Annotated in this window: 15 protein-coding genes and 1 tRNA gene; 7 read left to right on the top strand and 9 right to left on the bottom strand. The window is 63.8% G+C overall.

Features of this window, described 5'->3' with window-relative positions; genetic code table 11:
* Positions 1-127 precede the first annotated feature (127 nt).
* The 3 genes from purB to QCE58_RS13040 form a co-directional block, all read right to left on the bottom strand.
* Positions 128-1,516, bottom strand: a complete 1,389-nt coding sequence (gene purB, locus QCE58_RS13050) for an adenylosuccinate lyase (protein ID WP_239295128.1) — start codon at positions 1,514-1,516, stop codon at positions 128-130.
* Positions 1,517-1,592: 76 nt separating this feature from the next.
* Positions 1,593-2,294: an N-acetylmuramate alpha-1-phosphate uridylyltransferase MurU gene (gene murU / locus QCE58_RS13045; protein ID WP_250521393.1), complete on the bottom strand. Its 702-nt coding sequence runs from the start codon at positions 2,292-2,294 to the stop codon at positions 1,593-1,595.
* A 6-nt stretch (positions 2,295-2,300) separates the two neighbouring features.
* Positions 2,301-3,326: an aminoglycoside phosphotransferase family protein gene (locus QCE58_RS13040; RefSeq protein ID WP_250521392.1), complete on the bottom strand. Its 1,026-nt coding sequence runs from the start codon at positions 3,324-3,326 to the stop codon at positions 2,301-2,303.
* 227 nt (positions 3,327-3,553) lie between these two features.
* Between QCE58_RS13040 and QCE58_RS13035 the strand changes: the two genes are divergently transcribed.
* From QCE58_RS13035 to rsmA, 4 genes are all read left to right on the top strand, one after another.
* Positions 3,554-5,944, top strand: a complete 2,391-nt coding sequence (locus QCE58_RS13035; protein ID WP_250521391.1) for an LPS-assembly protein LptD — start codon at positions 3,554-3,556, stop codon at positions 5,942-5,944.
* Positions 5,945-6,079: 135 nt separating this feature from the next.
* On the top strand, positions 6,080-7,423 hold the full coding sequence (locus QCE58_RS13030) for a peptidylprolyl isomerase (RefSeq protein ID WP_250521394.1): 1,344 nt from the start codon (positions 6,080-6,082) through the stop codon (positions 7,421-7,423).
* A 4-nt stretch (positions 7,424-7,427) separates the two neighbouring features.
* Positions 7,428-8,399: a 4-hydroxythreonine-4-phosphate dehydrogenase PdxA gene (gene pdxA, locus QCE58_RS13025; RefSeq protein WP_239295124.1), complete on the top strand. Its 972-nt coding sequence runs from the start codon at positions 7,428-7,430 to the stop codon at positions 8,397-8,399.
* A 27-nt stretch (positions 8,400-8,426) separates the two neighbouring features.
* Entirely contained in the window at positions 8,427-9,242 is an 816-nt protein-coding gene (gene rsmA / locus QCE58_RS13020) for a 16S rRNA (adenine(1518)-N(6)/adenine(1519)-N(6))-dimethyltransferase RsmA (protein ID WP_250480671.1), read from the top strand.
* Here the strand turns inward: rsmA and QCE58_RS13015 are convergent.
* On the bottom strand, positions 9,224-9,478 hold the full coding sequence (locus QCE58_RS13015) for a hypothetical protein (RefSeq protein ID WP_250521390.1): 255 nt from the start codon (positions 9,476-9,478) through the stop codon (positions 9,224-9,226). The two genes, rsmA and QCE58_RS13015, sit on opposite strands and share 19 nt — an antisense overlap.
* Before the next feature lie 149 nt (positions 9,479-9,627).
* Between QCE58_RS13015 and QCE58_RS13010 the strand changes: the two genes are divergently transcribed.
* A complete protein-coding gene (locus QCE58_RS13010; RefSeq protein ID WP_250521389.1) occupies positions 9,628-10,884 on the top strand; it encodes a DNA repair exonuclease in 1,257 nt (418 codons plus the stop codon).
* 3 nt (positions 10,885-10,887) lie between these two features.
* Positions 10,888-14,337, top strand: coding sequence for a YhaN family protein (locus QCE58_RS13005; RefSeq protein ID WP_250521388.1), 3,450 nt, complete (start codon positions 10,888-10,890; stop codon positions 14,335-14,337).
* Between the two features lie 4 nt (positions 14,338-14,341).
* Here QCE58_RS13005 and QCE58_RS13000 read toward each other — a convergent pair whose 3' ends face one another.
* A complete protein-coding gene (locus QCE58_RS13000; RefSeq protein WP_008342813.1) occupies positions 14,342-15,406 on the bottom strand; it encodes a YafY family protein in 1,065 nt (354 codons plus the stop codon).
* A 176-nt stretch (positions 15,407-15,582) separates the two neighbouring features.
* On the opposite strand from QCE58_RS13000, the gene QCE58_RS12995 reads away from it, so the two are divergent.
* Positions 15,583-16,176, top strand: coding sequence for a hypothetical protein (locus tag QCE58_RS12995; protein ID WP_250457441.1), 594 nt, complete (start codon positions 15,583-15,585; stop codon positions 16,174-16,176).
* Between the two features lie 65 nt (positions 16,177-16,241).
* Here the strand turns inward: QCE58_RS12995 and QCE58_RS12990 are convergent.
* The 4 genes from QCE58_RS12990 to tolB all read right to left on the bottom strand — a co-directional run bounded on the left by QCE58_RS12990 (position 16,242) and on the right by tolB (position 19,107).
* Positions 16,242-16,317, bottom strand: a tRNA-Lys gene (locus QCE58_RS12990).
* A 149-nt stretch (positions 16,318-16,466) separates the two neighbouring features.
* Entirely contained in the window at positions 16,467-17,216 is a 750-nt protein-coding gene (gene ybgF / locus QCE58_RS12985; protein WP_008342809.1) for a tol-pal system protein YbgF, read from the bottom strand.
* Between the two features lie 36 nt (positions 17,217-17,252).
* Complete coding sequence (gene pal, locus QCE58_RS12980) at positions 17,253-17,759, bottom strand: peptidoglycan-associated lipoprotein Pal (RefSeq protein ID WP_008342807.1); 507 nt, start codon at positions 17,757-17,759, stop codon at positions 17,253-17,255.
* A gap of 55 nt (positions 17,760-17,814) precedes the next feature.
* Positions 17,815-19,107, bottom strand: coding sequence for a Tol-Pal system beta propeller repeat protein TolB (tolB, locus tag QCE58_RS12975; protein WP_250435154.1), 1,293 nt, complete (start codon positions 19,105-19,107; stop codon positions 17,815-17,817).
* Between the last annotated feature and the right edge of the window lie 120 nt (positions 19,108-19,227).

Raw genomic sequence — 19,227 nt, 5'->3', positions numbered from 1 at the left:
AGCATCGCACCGAGAAGTTAACAGCCCGGCGCTCCGTTTACAACCACTTCTCGCTCCACAAACAAAAATGCCGTTCAGCGCTAACTGAACGGCATTACCCGGAATTCCGGGGCTTCTGTCTTTTTGCTTAGCTGATCCGCTTCGCCAGCTCCACCGCCTTGCCGATATACGAGCCGGGCGTCATCTCCAGCAGCAGCTTCTTCGCGTCGGCCGGAATCGCCAGCCCGCCGATGAACGTCTGCAGCGCCTCGCGCGTGATGCCCTTGCCGCGCGTCAGTTCCTTCAATTGCTCATACGGGTTCTCGATGCCGTAGCGGCGCATCACCGTCTGCACCGGCTCGGCGAGCACTTCCCACGTATTGTCGAGATCTTCGTTCAGACGCGCCGCGTTCACTTCGAGCTTGTCGAGGCCACGGATCAGCGCGTCGTAAGCGAGCAGCGAGTACCCGAAGGCGACGCCGATATTGCGCAGAACCGTCGAATCGGTGAGATCGCGCTGCCAGCGCGAGACCGGCAGCTTGTCAGCGAGATGGCGCAGCGTCGCGTTCGCGAGGCCGAGATTGCCTTCCGAGTTCTCGAAGTCGATCGGATTGACCTTGTGCGGCATCGTCGAGGAGCCGATTTCACCGGCCTTCGTCTTCTGTTTGAAATAGCCGAGCGAAATGTAGCCCCACACATCGCGATCGAGGTCGAGCAGGATCGTGTTCGCGCGCGCGACGGCGTCGAACAGTTCGGCCATGTAATCGTGCGGCTCGATCTGGATCGTGTACGGATTGAACGTGAGCTTCAGCCGATTTTCGACGACATCTTTCGAGAACGCTTCCCAGTCGAAGTCCGGATACGCCGACAGATGCGCGTTGAAGTTGCCGACCGCGCCGTTCATCTTGCCGAGCAGTTCGACCTTCTCGATACGCGTGATCGCGCGCGCAAGACGCGCCGCGACATTGGCGATTTCCTTGCCGAGCGTCGTCGGGCTGGCGGGCTGACCGTGCGTGCGCGAAAGCATGGGCTGCTCTGCGTGCATGTGCGCGAGCTTCACGAGACGTTCATGCACCGAGCGCAGCGCGGGCAAAATCACGCGTTCGCGCGCGCCGGCGAGCATCAGACCGTGCGATGTGTTGTTGATGTCTTCCGACGTGCACGCGAAGTGGATGAATTCGCTTGCGCGCTCCAGTTCCGGCTGGCCCTTGACCGACTCCTTGAGCCAGTATTCGACGGCCTTCACGTCGTGATTCGTCACGCGTTCGATGTCCTTGATGCGCGCCGCATCGTGCGCGGTGAAGCGCTCGGCGAGGCCCAGCAGGAACTGTTCGGAAGCGTCGGAGAAGCGCGGCACTTCGGCGAAACCCGCGCGCGACAACGCGATCAGCCAGTGAATCTCAACCGTCACGCGATGGCGCATGAACGCGGCTTCGGAAAGCCAGTCGCGCAGGGCTTCGGTCTTGGCGGCATAGCGGCCGTCGAGCGGCGAGAGCGCGGTGAGCGCAAAGAGGGTATCGGGACGGGTATCGGACATGATTGCTTGTCGCAATGGAAGGAAAAGACGCGAGAACCGCGCATTTTACCATCGGATGCGTCCCAATCTCCGAAGCTCACCCCGCCCGCAGTTCCTCGTCGAGTGCGCGGAGCTGCGCGGGCGTGCCGACGTTTTCCCATCGGCCTTCGTAGAGCTCGCCGCTCGCGCGCCCGGCCGCGATGGTTTCGCGATAGTACGGCGTGAGTGCGCGGCGCGTGCCGGGTGCGAGATCGTCGAACATGCGCGTGTCGTACAGACCGATGTTGCCGAACGTATAGCGCGGCTCGCCTTCCAGCGCGAGCGTGCCGTCGTTCAGCGCGAAGTCGCCCTTCGGATGGAACGGCGGATTCGGCACCATCACGAGATGCATGCCGGGCGAGGGCATCGAACTGAGCGTCGAGGCGCGCTCGCGCAAGGTCGCGTAATCGAAGTCGCAAAAGACGTCGCCGCTTACCGCGATGAACACGCCATCGCCGATCAGATGACGCGCCCGTGCGATGCCGCCCGCCGTCTCCAGCGCTTCGGTCTCGGCCGAATAGCGCAGCTCGACGCCCCATTGAGAACCGTTGCCGAGCGCGCTTTCGATCTGATCGCCGAGCCACGCATGATTGATGACGATCGTTTCGACGCCCGCCGCCGCGAGACGCTCGATCTGCCACATGATCAAAGGCTTTCCGCCGACCGGCAGCAACGGCTTCGGACAGAGGTCGGTGAGCGGGCGCATGCGTTCGCCGCGTCCGGCGGCGAAGATCATCGCTGTTTTCAAAGCGTGCGTCATCGTGAATCAAAAGGTGTAGCCGACATCGACCGCGCGCCCTTCCAGCGAATCGAGCAGACGCGCGAACGGCCACAGCGGCGCGTAGCGTTCCGCGACCTTGCGCGCATAACCGATGAAGCGCGGCAGATCGGCGAGATAGCGCGGCTTGCCGTCGCGATAGTGAATCCGCGCGAAGAGGCCGAGCACCTTGATGTGGCGCTGCAGGCCCATCCATTCGAGCTGGCGATAGAACTCGCCGAAATCCTCATCGACGGGAAGTCCGGCCTTTTTTGCGCGCTCCCAGTAATACGCGACGCAATCGAGCTGAAACTCTTCTTCCCAGCTGATGAACGCGTCGCGCATGAGCGAGGCCATGTCGTACGTGATCGGGCCGTACACCGCGTCCTGAAAGTCCAGCACGCCCGGATTCGGCTCGCACACCATCAGATTGCGCGGCATGAAGTCACGCAGCATGAAAGTCTGCGGCTGCGCGAGCGCGCTTTGCACGAGCAGCGTGAACGTGGCGTCGAGCGTCTTGCGTTCGTCGGCAGTGACTTCACGGCCCAGATGGCGTCCGATGAACCACTCGGGCATCAGCTCCATCTCGCGGCGCAGGAACGCCTCGTCGAACGGCGGCAGCACGCCTTCGCGCGCGGTTTGCTGAAAGCGGATCAGCGTGTCGATCGCGGCGCGCATCATCGGCCGCGCGTTCTTTTCGTCGAGCACCGACATGTAAGTCGTCGTGCCGAGATCGGTGAGCAGCATGAAACCGGCGTCGAAATCCGTTTCCAAAACTTTCGGCACATGCACGTTCGCGGCCTCGAGAAGCGCGGCGACCTGCACGAATTCGCGGCATTTTTCCGGCGGCGGCGCATCGACGGCGATGAGCGTTTTGCCGAACGCCGCATCGCTCTCGAGCCTGAAATAGCGGCGAAAGCTGGCATCGGCGGAGGCGGGAGCGAGGCTCGCGACGTTCAGCCGGTAGGGTCCGGCGACGTTTTCGAGCCACGAGCGAAGCTGGTTCAGGCGGGCGTCGGAAGGAATGTGCGTCATAAATTCGAGGGGCCAAACATCTTGCCATATAATACCCCACGACTTTTTTAAGCGATCCGTTTCACGCCTGGCACCAGGCTCCCGACGACTGTGAGCGTCACCGTTCGATCGAGTGTCGTCCCCGCTTAGCAACGGACCGTCAAGTTCGTGACTGCGGAAAGGCGCGGCCGCCTGCCCGGCGGCATCGGGCGCGTGGGACGCGAACGGGATCGAACCGCCACCCATACATGCCGCCACGACAGTTTCCCGTATCGAAAATCAAAGGCGACGACAAGCCACGCAGGCGGCGGCTCGTCGCTGCGCTTCTATCCGTTCCAGGCTTGATGCCCGCTCTTGCCCACGCGCAGCTCGTGGGCGACGCCGCCTATCCGCAGCCGCTCGACGGCCCGGGCAGCCTGCGCCTCGCGCCGGAGCTCCAGGAACGCCCGCTGCAAAACGGCCAGCAGCCCTCGACCTTCCTCCTCAGTGACAAGGCGACGGGCACGACCGACGAAGACATGGCGGCGAAGGGCTCGGCGGAGATCCGGCGCACGGTCACGGTCATCAAGGGCGACGCGCTCCACTACGACCAGGACACCGACATGGCCGATGCTTTCGGCAATGTCAGGCTGATCAACAACGGCGTGTCGTTCGTCGGTCCCGAAGCGCATCTGAAGGTGGAAGCGAATGAAGGGTTCATGACGAACCCGAAGTACCGCTTCAATCTGACGGGCGGCTCGGGCAGCGCCGCGCGCGCCGACATGATCGACAACGAGCGGGCGCGCATCGACCACGGCACGTACACGGCCTGCCAGTGCGAGTCCGATCCGGCGTGGTACATCAAGGGCACGTCGTTCGATTTCGACACCGGCGCCGAAGAGGGCATCGCCCACAACGGCGTGCTGTTCTTCCAGGGCGTGCCGGTTTTCGGCAGCCCGTGGCTTTCGTTTCCGCTGACGGGCGACCGTCGCAGCGGCCTTCTGCCGCCGACCTTCACGCTCAGTTCGACGACCGGCTTCGAAGCGACGATCCCGTACTATTTCAATATCGCGCCCAATCGCGATCTGACCATCACGCCGCGCATCATGACGAAGCGCGGCGTACTGGGCGAGGCGACATATCGCTATCTGTCGCCCACGTACTCGGGCTCGCTCGACGTCAACTATCTGCCCGATGACCGCGTGACGCATTCGAACCGCTACGCGATCTTCTGGCAGCACCGTCAGAACTTCGGTAGCGGCTTCGGCGGTTATATCAATTACAACAAGGTTTCGGACGACCAATATCCGGAAGACCTGGGCAACGCGTCGAATCAGTTCCTGAACGGCACGCAACTGCTGTATCAGCAGGAAGCGGGGCTCACGTACAACAACGGCCCGTGGTCGGTGCTCGCGCGCGAACAGCGCTGGCAGACGCTGCAACCCTCGACGCCGCCGTACGCCCGCGAGCCGCAGGTCAACGTTCAGTACAACAAGTACAACGTCGGCGGCTTCGACTACGGCGCGGAACTGGACGCCACGCGCTTCACGATCACGACCGAGGGCGCCACCGACGGCAACCGACTGTACTTCAATCCGTACCTGAGCTACGGCGTCAATGCGCCCGGTTATTTCGTCACGCCGAAAGTGCAATGGCACTTCGCGTCGTACGATCTGAGCCATATCGCGACGACGCAGGTCGCGGGTTCGTCGCCGCCGGTCGCGGGGCAGCCGAAGAACTTCACCGAATCGATCCCGACGCTCAGCTTCGACACGGGCCTCGTGTTCGACCGCTCGGTGCGGCTTTTCGGGCAGGACTACATCCAGACGCTGGAGCCACGGCTCTACTACGTCTACACGCCGTATCACAATCAGGACTTCGCGCCGATTTTCGATACCGCCGAAGCCGACTTCGGTCTCGCTGAAATCTACACGCCGAACACGTTTGTCGGGAACGACCGGATCGCGGACGCAAATCGCCTGACGGCCGGCCTGACCACGCGCTTCATCAACCCGGCGACGGGCGACGAGCGTGCGCGTTTCGTCATCGCGCAGCAGTATTATTTCCAGAGCCAGCGCGTCACGATCTCGCCGGATCAGCCGCCGGGACAGGCAAAGCACTCCGACCTGATCGCCGGCGCGGCCATCAAGCTGGGTGCTGGTTTCGCTTCGGAAACTGCGTTCCAATATAATGTGGACAACAACCAGCTCGTGCGCTCGAGCATCGGTTTTGCGTTCAGTCCCGGCGCGCGCAAGGTGATCAACGTCGGCTATCGCTACACGCGTTCGAACCAGACAACGCTGGTGAACGAGCCGATCAACCAGATCCTGGTCTCGGGCGAATGGCCGCTCACGAACCGTCTCTATGCCGTCGGCCGCGTGAACTATGATCTCGCGAGCCATCGTCTCGTCGACGGGCTTCTGGGCTTCCAGTACGATGCCGACTGCTGGGCATTCGGCTTCGGCATGCAGCGCTACGCCAACGGCGTGAACACGCTGGGCCAGCCGTCCTCGGGCACGCGCGTGCTCGCGCAGTTGACGTTCAAGGGCTTGTCGAACGTCGACAACGGGCTCGTCAGCGCGTTCCGCGCGAGCGTTCAGGGTTATCAGCCGCCGCCGGCAGCGGCGCCGCCGCTCTCCCGGTACAGCGATTACGAGTGAGGCCGGATCATCGGGCTCGCGGCGTCCACGGACGTGCAGCGAAGAGCGCGTCGGCGGCCGCGCAGGGCAGGACACACAAGCAGGACACGAACGGTGAAGTCCGTATTTGATGGAGTATCTGTGGCAAACGTGAATATGTTTCGATCGACGGCAATCGCAGCGGGCGTGCTGGTCGGCGCGCTGATCCTGAGTTCGCCGGCCGGTGCGCAGGCGTTGTCGAATCGCAATGTGCAGGTCGCGGATTCCGTCGTCGCGGTGGTGAACGACGGCGTCATCACACAGCGCGAACTGGAAGAGCGCACCGCCCTCATCGTCAAGCGTCTCCAGCAGCAAAACGCGCCGGTGCCGCCTGCCGATCAGATGCAGCGGCAAGTGCTCGATCAGATGGTGATCGAGCGCATTCAGCTTCAGAAGGCGAAGGAAGACGGCATTGTCATCGACGACGCCACCGTGAACCGCACGCTCGCGCGTCTCGCGCAGCAAAACCAGATGACGCTCGACGTCTACCGCTCGCGCATCGAGGCGCAGGGCGTGCCTTGGTCCACCTTCATGCGCGACGCGCGCACGGAGCTCACGCTCTCGAAGCTGCGCGAAAAGGAAGTGGATAGCAAGATCACCGTGTCCGACGGCGAAGTGGCGAACTACATCGCCAGCCAGCGCGGTCCGGGCGCGCGCAACGCGAGCGATCTGCGTTTGCAGCACATCATGTTCAAGCTGCCGTCGGACGCGCCGGAAAGCGAAGTCGCGAAGGTTCAGGCGCAGGCCGAGGCCGTGCTCAAGCAGGCGCAAGCCGGCGACGATTTCGCCAAGCTCGCAAAACAGAATTCGCAGGACACGGACGCCGGCAAGGGCGGCGATCTCGGTTTTCGCGCGCCCGGCTCGCTGCCGGCGGGCATCGTGACTGCAGTGTCGACGCTGCGTCCGGGCCAGGTCGTGCCGACGCTGCTGCGCACCGACGGCGGTTTCGAAATCATCAAGCTGGTGGATCGCCGCGCGAGCCAGGGCACCGCCGGCGATGCGCCGAAACTCGTGCAGACGCACGTGCGCCACATCCTGCTGCGCGTGTCGGACGGTATGTCGGAACAGGCCGCGCGCCAGCGGCTGCTCGACATCAAGCAGCAGGTCGCGAACGGCGGCGATTTCGCCAACTTCGCGCGCACGTATTCGCAGGACGGTTCGGCGTCGCAAGGCGGCGATCTTGGATGGATCAGCCCGGGCGAGACCGTGCCGGAATTCGAGCGCGCGATGAACAACCTGCCGGACGGCGCGGTCAGCGATCCGGTGCGCAGCGAGTACGGCTATCACCTGATTCAGGTGCTCGCTCGCCGGGATGCGGAAGGATCGGCGTCGCAGCAACTCGACATCGCGCGTCAGGCGATCGGCCAGCGCAAGGCCGAGCAGGCGTATTCCGACTGGCTGCGCGAACTGCGCGACACCGCGTACGTGCAGTACAAGGGCGTCGCTGCCCAAGCGCAGTAACAGCATGAATGCCGATGCCCGACCGCTCGCCATCGCCATTACGACCGGCGAGCCGGCCGGCGTCGGCCCGGAACTGACGGCGGCGGCGCTACGCGAGGCGCGCGAGCGCTGGCCATCGGCGCGCTTCACGGTGCTCGGCGATCGCGATCTGCTCACGTCCCGCGCGGGCGGCGCATGGCCCGACTCGGTCGACATCGAACATCACGCGCTCGCCGTTCCCGCCGAAGCGGGCAAACTGAATGCGGCGAACGGGCGCTACGTGCTCGGTCTGCTCGATGCCGCCATCGACGGCGCGGTCTCCGGCCGGTTCGACGGCATCGTCACCGCGCCGCTGCAAAAGAGCACCATCAACGATGCCGGCGTGCCCTTCACGGGCCACACCGAATACCTCGCCGAGCGCACGCATACGCCGCGCGTCGTGATGATGCTCGCGGGTTCCAGCGAACGTCCGTTGCGCGTCGCGCTCGCGACCACGCATCTGCCGCTGAAGGACGTGTCGGCGGCGCTCAGCATCGACGGTCTCGTCGAAACGCTCACCATCATCGATCACGATCTGCGCGCGCATTTCGGCTTGCCCGCGCCGCGCATTCTCGTCACCGGGCTCAATCCGCACGCGGGCGAAAACGGCTATCTGGGCCGCGAGGAAATCGACGTCATCACGCCTGCGCTCGAACGCGCCCGTGCACTCGGCATCGATGCGCCCGGTCCGTATCCCGCCGATACGCTGTTCCAGCCGCGCTATCTGAAAGACGCCGATTGCGTGCTCGCGATGTTCCACGACCAGGGCTTGCCGGTGCTGAAGTACGCGACCTTCGGCGAAGGCATCAACGTGACGCTCGGCTTGCCGATCATCCGCACGTCGGTGGATCACGGCACCGCGCTCGATCTCGCCGGCACGGGCCGCGCCGATCCGGGCAGCATGATCGCCGCCATCGATGCCGCCGTTACGATGGCGCGCCACAAGCGCAGCGCCTGAACTCGCGCGCATTCAATTCGAATCAGTATGTCGACCAAACACCAAGGCCATTTCGCGCGCAAGCGCTTCGGGCAAAACTTTCTCGTCGATCAGGGCGTGATCGATTCCATCGTCGATGTGATCGCGCCGAAGCGCGGCGAGCGCATGGTCGAAATCGGGCCGGGCCTCGCGGCGCTCACCGAGCCTCTGATCGAGCGTCTTGCCACGCCCGAGTCGCCGCTACACGCCGTCGAACTGGATCGCGATCTGATCGGCCGTCTGGAAAAGCGTTTCGGCGACAGGCTCGTCGTGCATTCCGCCGATGCGCTCGACTTCGATTTCGCTTCGCTCGCGCTCGAAAGTGAGAAGCCGACGCTGCGCATCGTCGGCAATCTGCCGTACAACATTTCGAGTCCGCTGCTGTTCCATTTGACGACGTTCGCGCAGAAGGTCATCGACCAGCATTTCATGCTGCAGGACGAGGTGGTCGAACGCATGATCGCCGAACCCGCGAGCAAGGACTACGGGCGTCTTTCGGTGATGCTGCAATACCGCTACGTGATGGACAAGCTGATCGACGTGCCGCCCGAATCGTTCAATCCGCCGCCGAAGGTGAATTCCGCGATCGTGCGGATGATTCCGCTCGCGCCGCACGAGTTGCCCGAAGTCGACGAAACCGTGCTGAGCGACGTCGTCAAAGCCGCGTTCGCGCAGCGCCGCAAGGTATTGCGCAACAACCTGAGCGCGTACCGCGACGCGATCGATTTCGACGCGCTCGGCTTCGATCTCACGCGCCGCGCCGAGGAAGTGCCGGTCGCGGAATTCGTCGCACTGGCACAAGCCGTTCAGCGCTCGAAGGGCTGAACGCGGCGCGCATCCGACAGCAGTTTCATCAGCCGTTCCAGCCGCACGCGCTGCTCGTGAAGCAGGCCACGCGTCGCGCTCACCTGCTGCACGCGTGTGCGCCAATAGGTCTGGCCGAACAGCGAATTCGCGCCTTCCGCCGACAGCACGCGTTCCAGATGCCCGATTGCGGCATCGACGTTTCCCGGCGTGTAAGGGCTCGTGATCGTGGCGTCTCGTTCGAGTGTTGCGTTCATCGTCTTGTCCTTGTTCGCGTTGAATCCGGACGAGTGATTCTGCGAGCGGGGCGGGACATATCGCGTCCCGAAGACGCATCGTCGATCGGGACACGATGTGTCTTGACCGGCTGCTATGATCGTCGGTCCCATTGGAAGGAGCGAGCGCCATGCGCTTCATACACGCGGCGGACATCCATCTCGACAGCCCGTTGCACGGCCTCTCCGCCTACGCGGACGCGCCCGCGGACATGCTGCGCAACGCCACGCGCGAGGCCTTCTCGAAGCTCGTGTCGGTGGCGGTCGACGAGCAAGTCGACTTCATGGTGATCGCCGGCGATCTCTACGACGGCACCTGGCGCGATCACAACACGGGCATCTTCTTTTGCCGTGAAATGGGGCGGCTGCGTCGCGCGGGCATTCCGGTGTACGTGCTCTTCGGCAATCACGACGCCGAAAGCGAAATGACGAGCCAGCTTCAGTTGCCCGACAACGTCCACACGTTCTCGACGCGAAAGCCGCAGACCTTTCTCATCGAGGATCTGAAGGTCGCGCTTCACGGCCACAGCTTCAAGGAAAAAGCGGTCACGACGAATCTCGTCACCGCGTATCCGGCGCCGGTCGCGGGATATTTCAATATCGGCGTGCTGCATACCGCGCTCGAAGGCGGATCGATGCACGCGAGCTACGCGCCGTGCTCCGTCGCCGAACTGCACGCGAAGGAATATCACTACTGGGCGCTCGGCCATGTGCACGATTACGCGATCTGGCAGGACACGTCGACCATCGTGTTTCCGGGCAATCTGCAAGGACGCAATATCCGCGAGACGGGACGGCGCGGCGCGGTCATCGTCAATGTTTCGGACGCGGAAGAGGTGAGCGTCGAGCGGCTTTTCATCGACGTGCTGCGTTGGGAAGCCGTGACGGTCGACGCATCGCAGGCGGGTACGCTCGATGAAGTCGCGCTCGCGGTCGGACGTGCGCTCGAAGCGCTCGTCGAATCGTCCGCGGCGCCCGTGCCGCACGCCGTGCGCGTGACGATCGCCGGCGCGACCGCGGCGCACGGCGAACTCTTCGGGCTGGAAGCGCAACTGCGCGCGGAAGTCCTCGCGCAGATCGCCGCGATCAGCCACGACCGGCTCTGGCTCGAAAAAGTGAGGATCGCGACGGAGCCGCTCGCGCACAGCGAGCCCGCCACCGGCCGCACCGATGCGCTCGCCGATCTTCACGGTCTTCTCATCGAAGCGGAATCCGACCCGGAGTTTCTGAGCATGTTGAAGGAAAGGCTGATCGCACTGGCGTCGCAGGCGCCGAGCGAGTTGCAGAAGTCCGTGCCGGAGCTCGAGCGCGTGCGCAATGGCGAAATCGCTAAGCTCGTCGCCGAAGTGCGCTCGGGGCTGATCGCGCAATTATCGGACGCGGAGTAAGGCATGCGTATCGGCAAGCTCGAACTCATCCGCTACGGCAAATTCACCGATCACACGGTGGAGTTTCCGGCGGCGGAACACGATTTTCACTTTGTCGTCGGTCCGAACGAGGCGGGCAAATCCACCATCAAGAACGCGATTTCCGAGCTGCTCTTCGGCATGCCGCATAGCTCGCCGCTTGCGTTCGTGCATCCGCAAAGCGATCTGCGGCTCGGGGCGTCGATCGAAACCGGCGGCGACGCGTTCGCGTTCCATCGCACGAAGAGCCGCAAGTCGTCGCTTTGCACGCCGAACGGCGATGCGCTGCCCGCCGACGCGCTGGCGACGTTTCTGGGCGCATCCGATAAAGGCTTCTTCGAGCAGATGTACTGCCTGAATCACGAGGCGCTGCGGCGCGGCGGCGAAGCCATTCTCGATGCATCGAGCGATGTCGGGCAGGTGCTGTTTCAATCGGCGGCGGGCATCGCGAGTCTCGGCGACGTGCGCCAACGTCTCGCTGACGAGGCCGATCGACTGTGGGCGAAGCGCAAGTCGGGCGATCGCGCGTATTACATCGGCCTGAAGCAATACGACGAAGCCACCGCCGAGCTGAAGACGGCGAGCGTGAGAACGGCGCAGTGGCGTCGCGCGCACGGCGCCGTGGAAGAGGCGGAGGAGAAGCGTCGCGATGAAGACGCGCGCCGCACGGAGCTCGAAACGCAGCGCGCCAAGCTGGAGCGCGTGAGGCGCGTGGCGCCGTACCTGAACGTGTGGCGTGAGAAGGCCGCGGAATTGCGCGAACTGGGCGATGCCGTCGATCTGCCCGCGAACGCCGAGGCGACGCTGCAAAACGCGCTGAAGCGGCTCGCGGCGGCGCAAAGCGCGCTCGACGTCCACACAAAAGCCGCCGCGCAGTTGCAAGCCGATCTCGACGCGATCGTGATCGACGACGCGGTCCTCGCCGCGCAAGCGCGCATTCGCGCGCTCGACGCCACGCGACAGCGCTGTGCCGATCACGCGAACGAAATCGCGCGGCTCGAACAGGAAGTCGCGCTGCGGCTGCGCCAGATTGCGCAGGACGGCGCGCAGCTCGGCTGGCCGCTCGACGAAGCGGGCGTGCGCGGCGCGATGCCCGGCGCGCTCGCGCTTCAGACCGTCACGAGCCTGATGCTCGAACGCGGCGAACTCGAACTCGCCGCGCGCAATGCGGAGCAAGCCGCCGACGCATGCGCCGCGCAGATCGTCACGCTGCAAACGAAGCTCGCGCCGATCGCGAACGGCGATGTGTCGCCGGGTCTGCGCGCTGCATTGCGTGCCGCGCAGAAGTATCGCGATGCGAGCGCGACGCAGCAGCGCCTCGAAGATGCGAAGCGCGACGCGCAACAGTTGCTCGAAGCGGGCATGGCGTCGCTCGGGCGATGGTCGCGTCCGATCGGCGAACTCAAGTCGATGACGCTGCCGGCGGCGGAGCGCATCGCCGCATTGCGCGCGCAGCGGCAGGATCTGTCGTCGCGGCTGACGCTCGCGGCCGATCGCGCGAAGGAAGCGCAGGACGCGCTGCACGCCGTGCGATCGGAACTCGACAGTCTGGTCGAGACGCACGATGTCGTGACGGGCGATCAGGTTCGGGACGCGCGTACGTCGCGCGATGCAGCGTGGCGCGCGATCCGGTCCGGCGACGTCGCGCTCGATCGAGGCGCTTCCGGTTTCGAAACGGCGATGCACGCGGCGGATGGTCTCGCCGATCGTCAGTTGGGTTCCGTGAATCACGCGACGCAACTCGCGGCCTTGAAGCGGCGCGTCGCGAACGAAGAATCGACGCTCGCGCGACGCGAGCAAAGCGTGCGCGAAGCAGAGTCGGCGCTGACATCGTTCGACGAATCGTGGCGCGCGCTCGCCGCGCAGTCGCAGATCGCGGACATGTCGCTCGACGATGCGCCGTCGTGGATCGCATCGCGTGACAAGGCGCTGGCCGCGTCGCAGACGCTCGATGCGCGCGCCGAAGAACTCGCGCGCGAAGCCGCCGATTCCCGCGCGCGCCGCGACGAACTCGCGCGGCATCTGGACGACGCGGACGCACGCGCCGATCTCGACGCGCTCTGCGATCTGGCCGAGGCGAAGATCGCAGCCGTCGACGAAGCCGCGGTCACGCGCCGCAACGTATCCGCGCAACTCGACGAAGCGCAAGCCGAGCGCATCGCGCGGCAAGGCGCGGCGAAAGCGGCGCGCGAAGCGTTCGAACGCTGGCAATGCGAGTGGTCGGCGGCGATCGCGAAAGCGGGACTCGCGAACGCAGCGGATTCGCAGGCGGCGGCGGAAGCGGCCATCGACATGGTGAAGAAGATCGGCGCGCAACTGACGCACATCGAAACCGTACGCAACGGCCAAATCGACGCGATGCGCGCGGCGCTCACAGCGCTCGACGCCGAGGCATCGCACCTTGCGCGCGAACTCGACGAATCGCTCGCGGCGCTCGGCGCGAACGCGACTGCGACGGCGTTGTCGGCGCGTCTCGATCTCGCTTGCGCCGCGCATGGCGAGCGTGAGCGTTTGAAGAAGGAGCACGCGTCGGCGAGCGAGCACGTGCGTCGCGCTCACGCCGATGTCGAGGAAGCGAAGGCGACGCTGCGTCCGCTCTACGATCTGGCGGGTGTCGATACGCCGGACGTGCTTCAGGCACGCATCGCGCAATCGCAGAAGAAGCGCGAACTGGCCGCCGCCGTCGACGACGCGCGCGCCGCGCTCATCAAGGGCGGCGATGGCCTGACGCTCGACGAACTCATCGCGGAAGTGGAGGGCGCGGACATGTCGAACGTGCAGGCGGAGCTCTCGCGCATCGGCGCGGCGCTGTCGGAATCGGTGAGAATCGCGAGCGAAACGGCGACGGCACTCGACGCCGCGCGCCGCGAACTCAATGCCATTTCAGGCGAAGCGAACGCCGCGCGCGCCGAAGCGAAGCGCCAGGAAGCGCTCGCCACGATGTCCGATGCCGCCGAGCGCTTCGTCAAGGTCGAAACGGCGTCGACGCTGCTCAAGTGGGCGATCGACCGTTATCGCGAGCGCCGTCAGGGACCGATGCTGTCGCGCGCAAGCACGATCTTTTCGGCGCTCACGCTCGACACGTTCTCGCGGCTCGTCGTCGATTACGATCGTCAGCCGATGGCGCTGTCCGCGATTCGCGCGAGCGGCGAGCATGTGGATATCGCCGGCATGAGCGAGGGCACGCGCGATCAGCTGTATCTCGCGCTGCGGCTCGCGGCGCTGGAAGAGCATGGCGAGAAGGCGTCGGCGTTGCCGTTCGTCGCCGACGATCTCTTCATCAACTTCGACGATGGCCGCGCGCGCGCCGGCTTGCGCGTGCTCGCGCAGATCGCGAAACGCACGCAGGTGATCTTTCTGAGCCACCACGATCATCTCGTCGATATCGTGCGCGAGGTGTTCGGGCCGCAGGTGAACGTGCGTTATATGGGCTGATGCGTCAGCTCGTCCGATAGCGCTTCGCCAGCTTGGCGAAATCCTCGGCGAACTCGTCACGCAACGCTTGCGGCGCGAGAATCTCGACCCCCGCGCCGAGCGCGCGCAGCCACCAGCGCAGCTTGAGACTTGGCGTGACGGTGCCGGTGACTTTCATGCGGCCGTCGGGCAACGTGTCGATTTTTTGATCCTTCGACATCGGCGATTCGCGCAACTGATTGCCCGCGTTGCCTTCGAACGCAAGTTCGAGCAGCACCGGCGGCTCGGGCAGAAAGTCGAAGACCTGCTGCGTTTCGATGTATTTGCGCAGCTTGAAATCGTCCGGATACGTGAAAGATTCGCCCGACTCGGAAACCGAGCGAATCCGGTCCAGCCGATACAGCGCGCGCGTCCATTCCGTTTCGCCTTTCTCCGGACGCGGCGCGCGACTCGGATCTTGCGCGACCATATACATCACGCCCGCGGATTCGACCAGCGCGAGCGGCCACAGCTTTTTCGTGCGCGGTTCGTCGCTGCGTTCGCCCCGATATGCCGCGCGATACTGCACGAGCAGTTCGCGCTCGAAGAACGTAGCGGTCGCGACCGTCTGAAAGATTTCCGGACGCAGCTTCGGCCGAATCAGCGTGAAAGCGCCATCGACGGAATCGATCTTGTCGGCCCACGCGCGATAGATGCGGCTGTCCGCCGTTTCCTGCGACAGCCGCGATTCGGCGGCCTTGAACAGCGGATCGATGTCGCGCGTGACGGCATTCGGCAGCTTGTTGCCCGCAAAGCGCTGGAGGATGTGAAACGCCACCGCCTCCGATGCGCTCATCAAACCGCTCATGCCTTCCTGCAAGCCGTGCAGCCACGGCTTGCGCTGCCAGAGCAGCTCGCGGCCGTTGAGCATGGATACGACGCGCGCATCGGCTTCGAGCGCCGTCAGATGACGCTGCACCTTCTTCGTATAGCCGACGCGATGACCGCGCTCTTCGAGACGTCTGCGGACTTCGGGCGTCGATAGCCACGCGGTCGCGTCGCGCTCGGTAGGGAGCACGCGGAGGATGGCTTCGTCGAGGCTGGAGGTCATGATGCGCAGGCGAGGAAAGGTTGCTCCTGATTATAGAAACTATCGAGACAAATCGTGTCTTGATCGGACGGGGCGGCCATCAGGCTTTCGGATTTTTCGGGTGACGGTCTTCGACATAAGCGGAAAGAATAGCGGCGCCGGGGGATGAGGCCCCAGCATGTCGAGGAGCGAAAACAATGAGTAGAAGGGAACAGGCCAACGAGGAATTTCTCGCGGGTCTCAAGAACCGGACATCCCGCGCGATCCAGCAATATTTCTTTTCGCACGGGGTCTGCGTGGGGCGTTCGGACGTCCGCAAAGCGATGGCGCTTCCCGAGCATGAACAGACGTTCGCGTCGTTGGCGCCATCCTTCGCGCAAGTCAACGAATCGATCAGCTTGCTGACGGACATCGGTTCCTTGTCGCTTCCGTCGAAAGAGAAGACGATGCGCGCGGTGTATGAAATCGAAGGGCGGTTGCGGGAGCGCGGCGGTTGCGTCGAAGGACTGGAACGGGCGCTCGCGCGAATCGAGATGGCGCGCAATTCGATACCCGCCGAGCCGAAGCTCTGGCCCTACACGTTCTGGGGCGTGTTGTGCCTGCTCGCGGCGTACTTCGTCTGGCCGAGTGCGTTGGTCGGCGTGATGCTGCTGGGCGCCGGGTTCAACAGACATTCGAGCTACAAGAAGCGCAAGGCCGAAGCGGACCGTGCGTTGAGTGAAGCGAACGATATGTTCGAGGCCGTCGCCGCGCTCGAGCTCACGCCGCGGCTAAGGCTGCTGGAACAGTGATGCGAAGGACCGAACGGCCAAAGCAAAAAGCCCAGTCGCAATGACTGGGCTTTTTACCTGATACTTGGTAGGCCGTACGGGATTCGAACCTGTGACCAACGGATTAAAAGTCCGCTGCTCTACCAGCTGAGCTAACGACCCGAAAGAGGCAAAATTATAAACTTCGATTCGCGAATCTGTCAACCCGCTCGGTTGAAGAATCATCAAATCATCGAAAGAAAAACGCCCGCGGCTCCATTGCCCGCGGGCATTCTCCTCGAGAGGCGCGAAACTCCGAACTTCGGCTTCGCTTACTTCACTTGCGACATCTTGCTCTGCGCGGTCTGCGCGACTTCCGTGCCGGCGTACTGCGAGATGATCTGCTGAAGCGTCTGCTTCGCAGCCGCTTTCTGACCTTGCTCGATCTGGTTGTTCGCGATTGCGAGCAACGCCTCGGGCGCTCGCGGATGCGTCGGATAACTCTTCACCAGGTCCTGCCAGATCGCAGTCGATCCCTTGTAGTCGCGCTGCGCATAGAGCGCATTGCCGAGCCAATACCGCGCCGTCGGCTGATACGGGCTCTGCGGATACTTCGCCACGAACGCCTTGAACGACGCCGCGGCATTCTTGTAGTCACCGTTACGGAACTGAGTCGACGCTGCGTTGAACGCTTCCGTCTCGCCCGGCTGCACCGAACCCGTCACGCCATCGATCGTCTCTTGCTGCGGCTCGAATTTCTTCAAGCGCGAATCGAGATCGGCGTAATAGTCCTTCTGCTGCTTCTGCAGCGTGGCGACCTGGTTGGCCAGATCCTCGTTCTGGCCACGAACCGTCGCGACCTGCTGATTGAGCTGGTCGATACGATTCTGCTGATCGAGGATCGTGCGCTGCGCGGCCTGCAACTGACTGGACAGGCTGTCAGTCTTCGTGCGCAGATCGAGCACGGCTTTACGCGCTTCGTTGTCGTCGAAGACGCCGGCGTGCGCGGGCGCACTCAACATCGTCGAACCGACTACACACGCGGCTGCGGCCGCGCGCAGCAAGGGAAAGCGATACAACATAGGGCGACTCACCCGTGACTGGTTACGTTAAGTAAATTACTGCTGGTACACGAGGTCCGCACGGCGGTTCTGTGCCCACGACGATTCGTCGTGACCCGTTGCCGTCGGCTTTTCCTTGCCGAGCGACACGGCTTCCATCTGCGAATCGGCGACGCCCATCAGCGACATTGCACGACGCACGGCTTCCGCACGCTTCTGGCCGAGCGCGAGGTTGTACTCGCTCGTGCCGCGTTCGTCGGTGTTGCCTTGAATCAGGACGTGACGCTCCGGATGGCTCTTCAGGTACGACGAGTGTTGTTGCAGCAGCGGCTGATAGTCGTCCTTCACGGCATAGCTGTCGAAGTCGAAATAGATGCTGCGCTTGGCGAGCGGGCTGTTCGGATCGTTCAGCGGGTCGATGTTGACCTGCTTCACGTCCGTCGGGTTCGGCTGCGTGCCGACTGCACCCTTGTTCTGGCCTTCGTCGAGCTTCACGCCCGAGTGACACGCCGCCAATGCGCCGACCATCGCAACTGCCAGGCCGATACGAAGTTTCGACATCATGGTACCTCTCCTTGTGTTGTAGCTGAACGTTGTATGTGAAACGTTATTGCTGGACTTATTGCATGAACGGACCCCAGGACGGCTCGCGCACCACACCGCCCTGAACTGACAAGACTTGCCGCGTGCGACCGTCGGTCGAAACGGCTGCCAACACGCCACGTCCGTTCACTTGGGTGGCGTAGAGGATGTACTGACCATTCGCCGCGAAGCTCGGCGATTCGTCATGCGTCGTGTCGGTCAGCCCCGTCGCCGTGCCGGACGCGAGGTCCTGCAGATACAGCTTGAAGCCGCCGCCAGTGCGCGAAATGTACGCGAGTTGCTTGCCGTCCGGACTCACGCGCGGGCTGGTGTTGTACGCACCCGCAAACGTGACCCGCTGGGCCGCGCCGGCGCTTTCACCCGCCGCCGGCATCTTGTAGATCTGCGGTTGGCCGCCGCGATCGCTCGTGAAATAAATCCAGTTGCCATCAGGAGAGTAGAACGGCTCGGTGTCGATGGAACTGCCTTGTGTCAGACGGCGCAGGCCGGAGCCGTCTGCGTTGACTTCGAAAATCTGCGTGTTGCCCGTGCGCGAGAGCGCGACCGCGAGCTTGCGGCCATCAGGCGACCACGACGGGGCACTGTTGTTGCCCTTCTGATTCGACACGACTACGCGACGTCCCGTCGGCAGGTCGTGGATGTACACCACCGGCTTCTTTTTCTCGAACGACACGTATGCGACCTTCGTGCCGTCCGGCGACCACGCCGGCGAAATGATCGGTTCCGGGCTGGAGAGGGCGATCTTCGCTTCCTGACCGTCCGAATCGGAAATTTGCAATTGATAACGGCCGCCCGTCTGAATGACGTAGGACAGACGCGTTGCGAACACGCCGCGGCCGCCGAGCAGCTTCGCGTAGATGTAGTCGGCGATCTTGTGCGCGCTCATGCGCAGGCCGCTTTCGGCGCTGACGAGCGACAGGCCGCCCAGGTTCTGCTGCTTGACGGTGTCGTAGAGCCGGAAGCGCACTTCGTATTGGCCGTTCGGCAGCTTGTTCACGCTACCCGACACGAACGCGTCCGCGCCTTTTGCCTTCCACGCGCCGAGATCGACCGTATCGGATTCCGCGACCGGCGCGCTGCCGGCGTCGATATTCGTGAACTTGCCGCTGCGCTGCAGATCCTGGCGAATGATCGCGCTGACTTGCTGCGGCGAACTCGCTTCATTGGCGAAATTGGCCGTCGCGATCGGAAACTGGGTCGAACCGACGCCGGTCACGAGTACGTTCAACTGGGCGTGTGCAGCGGTGCCGGCTGCGATCAGGCAGGACGCGACCAGCGTTTTCAGGCCAAGCTTCGTCATCAAACTCATGCTGTATAGGTTCCAGATAAAAGCGTTTTCAAGTGTCCGCGGACTGCAGAACAGACCCGCGGTCGCACATTTCGTTCCCGCTGCTTAATGCGAGCTTTCAAGCGCGCTTCACTGCTGACT

The sequence above is a fragment of the Caballeronia sp. LZ028 genome, assembly GCF_031451415.1.
Classification (GTDB): domain Bacteria; phylum Pseudomonadota; class Gammaproteobacteria; order Burkholderiales; family Burkholderiaceae; genus Caballeronia; species Caballeronia zhejiangensis.
The sequence above is the reverse complement of the archived record's forward strand: the minus strand, read 5'-3'. Positions and strand labels throughout refer to the sequence as shown.

Coding starts and splice junctions, on each gene's coding strand:
- purB (WP_239295128.1), bottom strand. CDS start 1,516: ATGTCCGATACCCGTCCCGATACCCTCTTTGCGCTCACCGCGCTCTCG.
- murU (WP_250521393.1), bottom strand. CDS start 2,294: ATGACGCACGCTTTGAAAACAGCGATGATCTTCGCCGCCGGACGCGGC.
- QCE58_RS13040 (WP_250521392.1), bottom strand. CDS start 3,326: ATGACGCACATTCCTTCCGACGCCCGCCTGAACCAGCTTCGCTCGTGG.
- QCE58_RS13035 (WP_250521391.1), top strand. CDS start 3,554: ATGCCGCCACGACAGTTTCCCGTATCGAAAATCAAAGGCGACGACAAG.
- QCE58_RS13030 (WP_250521394.1), top strand. CDS start 6,080: ATGTTTCGATCGACGGCAATCGCAGCGGGCGTGCTGGTCGGCGCGCTG.
- pdxA (WP_239295124.1), top strand. CDS start 7,428: ATGAATGCCGATGCCCGACCGCTCGCCATCGCCATTACGACCGGCGAG.
- rsmA (WP_250480671.1), top strand. CDS start 8,427: ATGTCGACCAAACACCAAGGCCATTTCGCGCGCAAGCGCTTCGGGCAA.
- QCE58_RS13015 (WP_250521390.1), bottom strand. CDS start 9,478: ATGAACGCAACACTCGAACGAGACGCCACGATCACGAGCCCTTACACG.
- QCE58_RS13010 (WP_250521389.1), top strand. CDS start 9,628: ATGCGCTTCATACACGCGGCGGACATCCATCTCGACAGCCCGTTGCAC.
- QCE58_RS13005 (WP_250521388.1), top strand. CDS start 10,888: ATGCGTATCGGCAAGCTCGAACTCATCCGCTACGGCAAATTCACCGAT.
- QCE58_RS13000 (WP_008342813.1), bottom strand. CDS start 15,406: ATGACCTCCAGCCTCGACGAAGCCATCCTCCGCGTGCTCCCTACCGAG.
- QCE58_RS12995 (WP_250457441.1), top strand. CDS start 15,583: ATGAGTAGAAGGGAACAGGCCAACGAGGAATTTCTCGCGGGTCTCAAG.
- ybgF (WP_008342809.1), bottom strand. CDS start 17,216: ATGTTGTATCGCTTTCCCTTGCTGCGCGCGGCCGCAGCCGCGTGTGTA.
- pal (WP_008342807.1), bottom strand. CDS start 17,759: ATGATGTCGAAACTTCGTATCGGCCTGGCAGTTGCGATGGTCGGCGCA.
- tolB (WP_250435154.1), bottom strand. CDS start 19,107: ATGAGTTTGATGACGAAGCTTGGCCTGAAAACGCTGGTCGCGTCCTGC.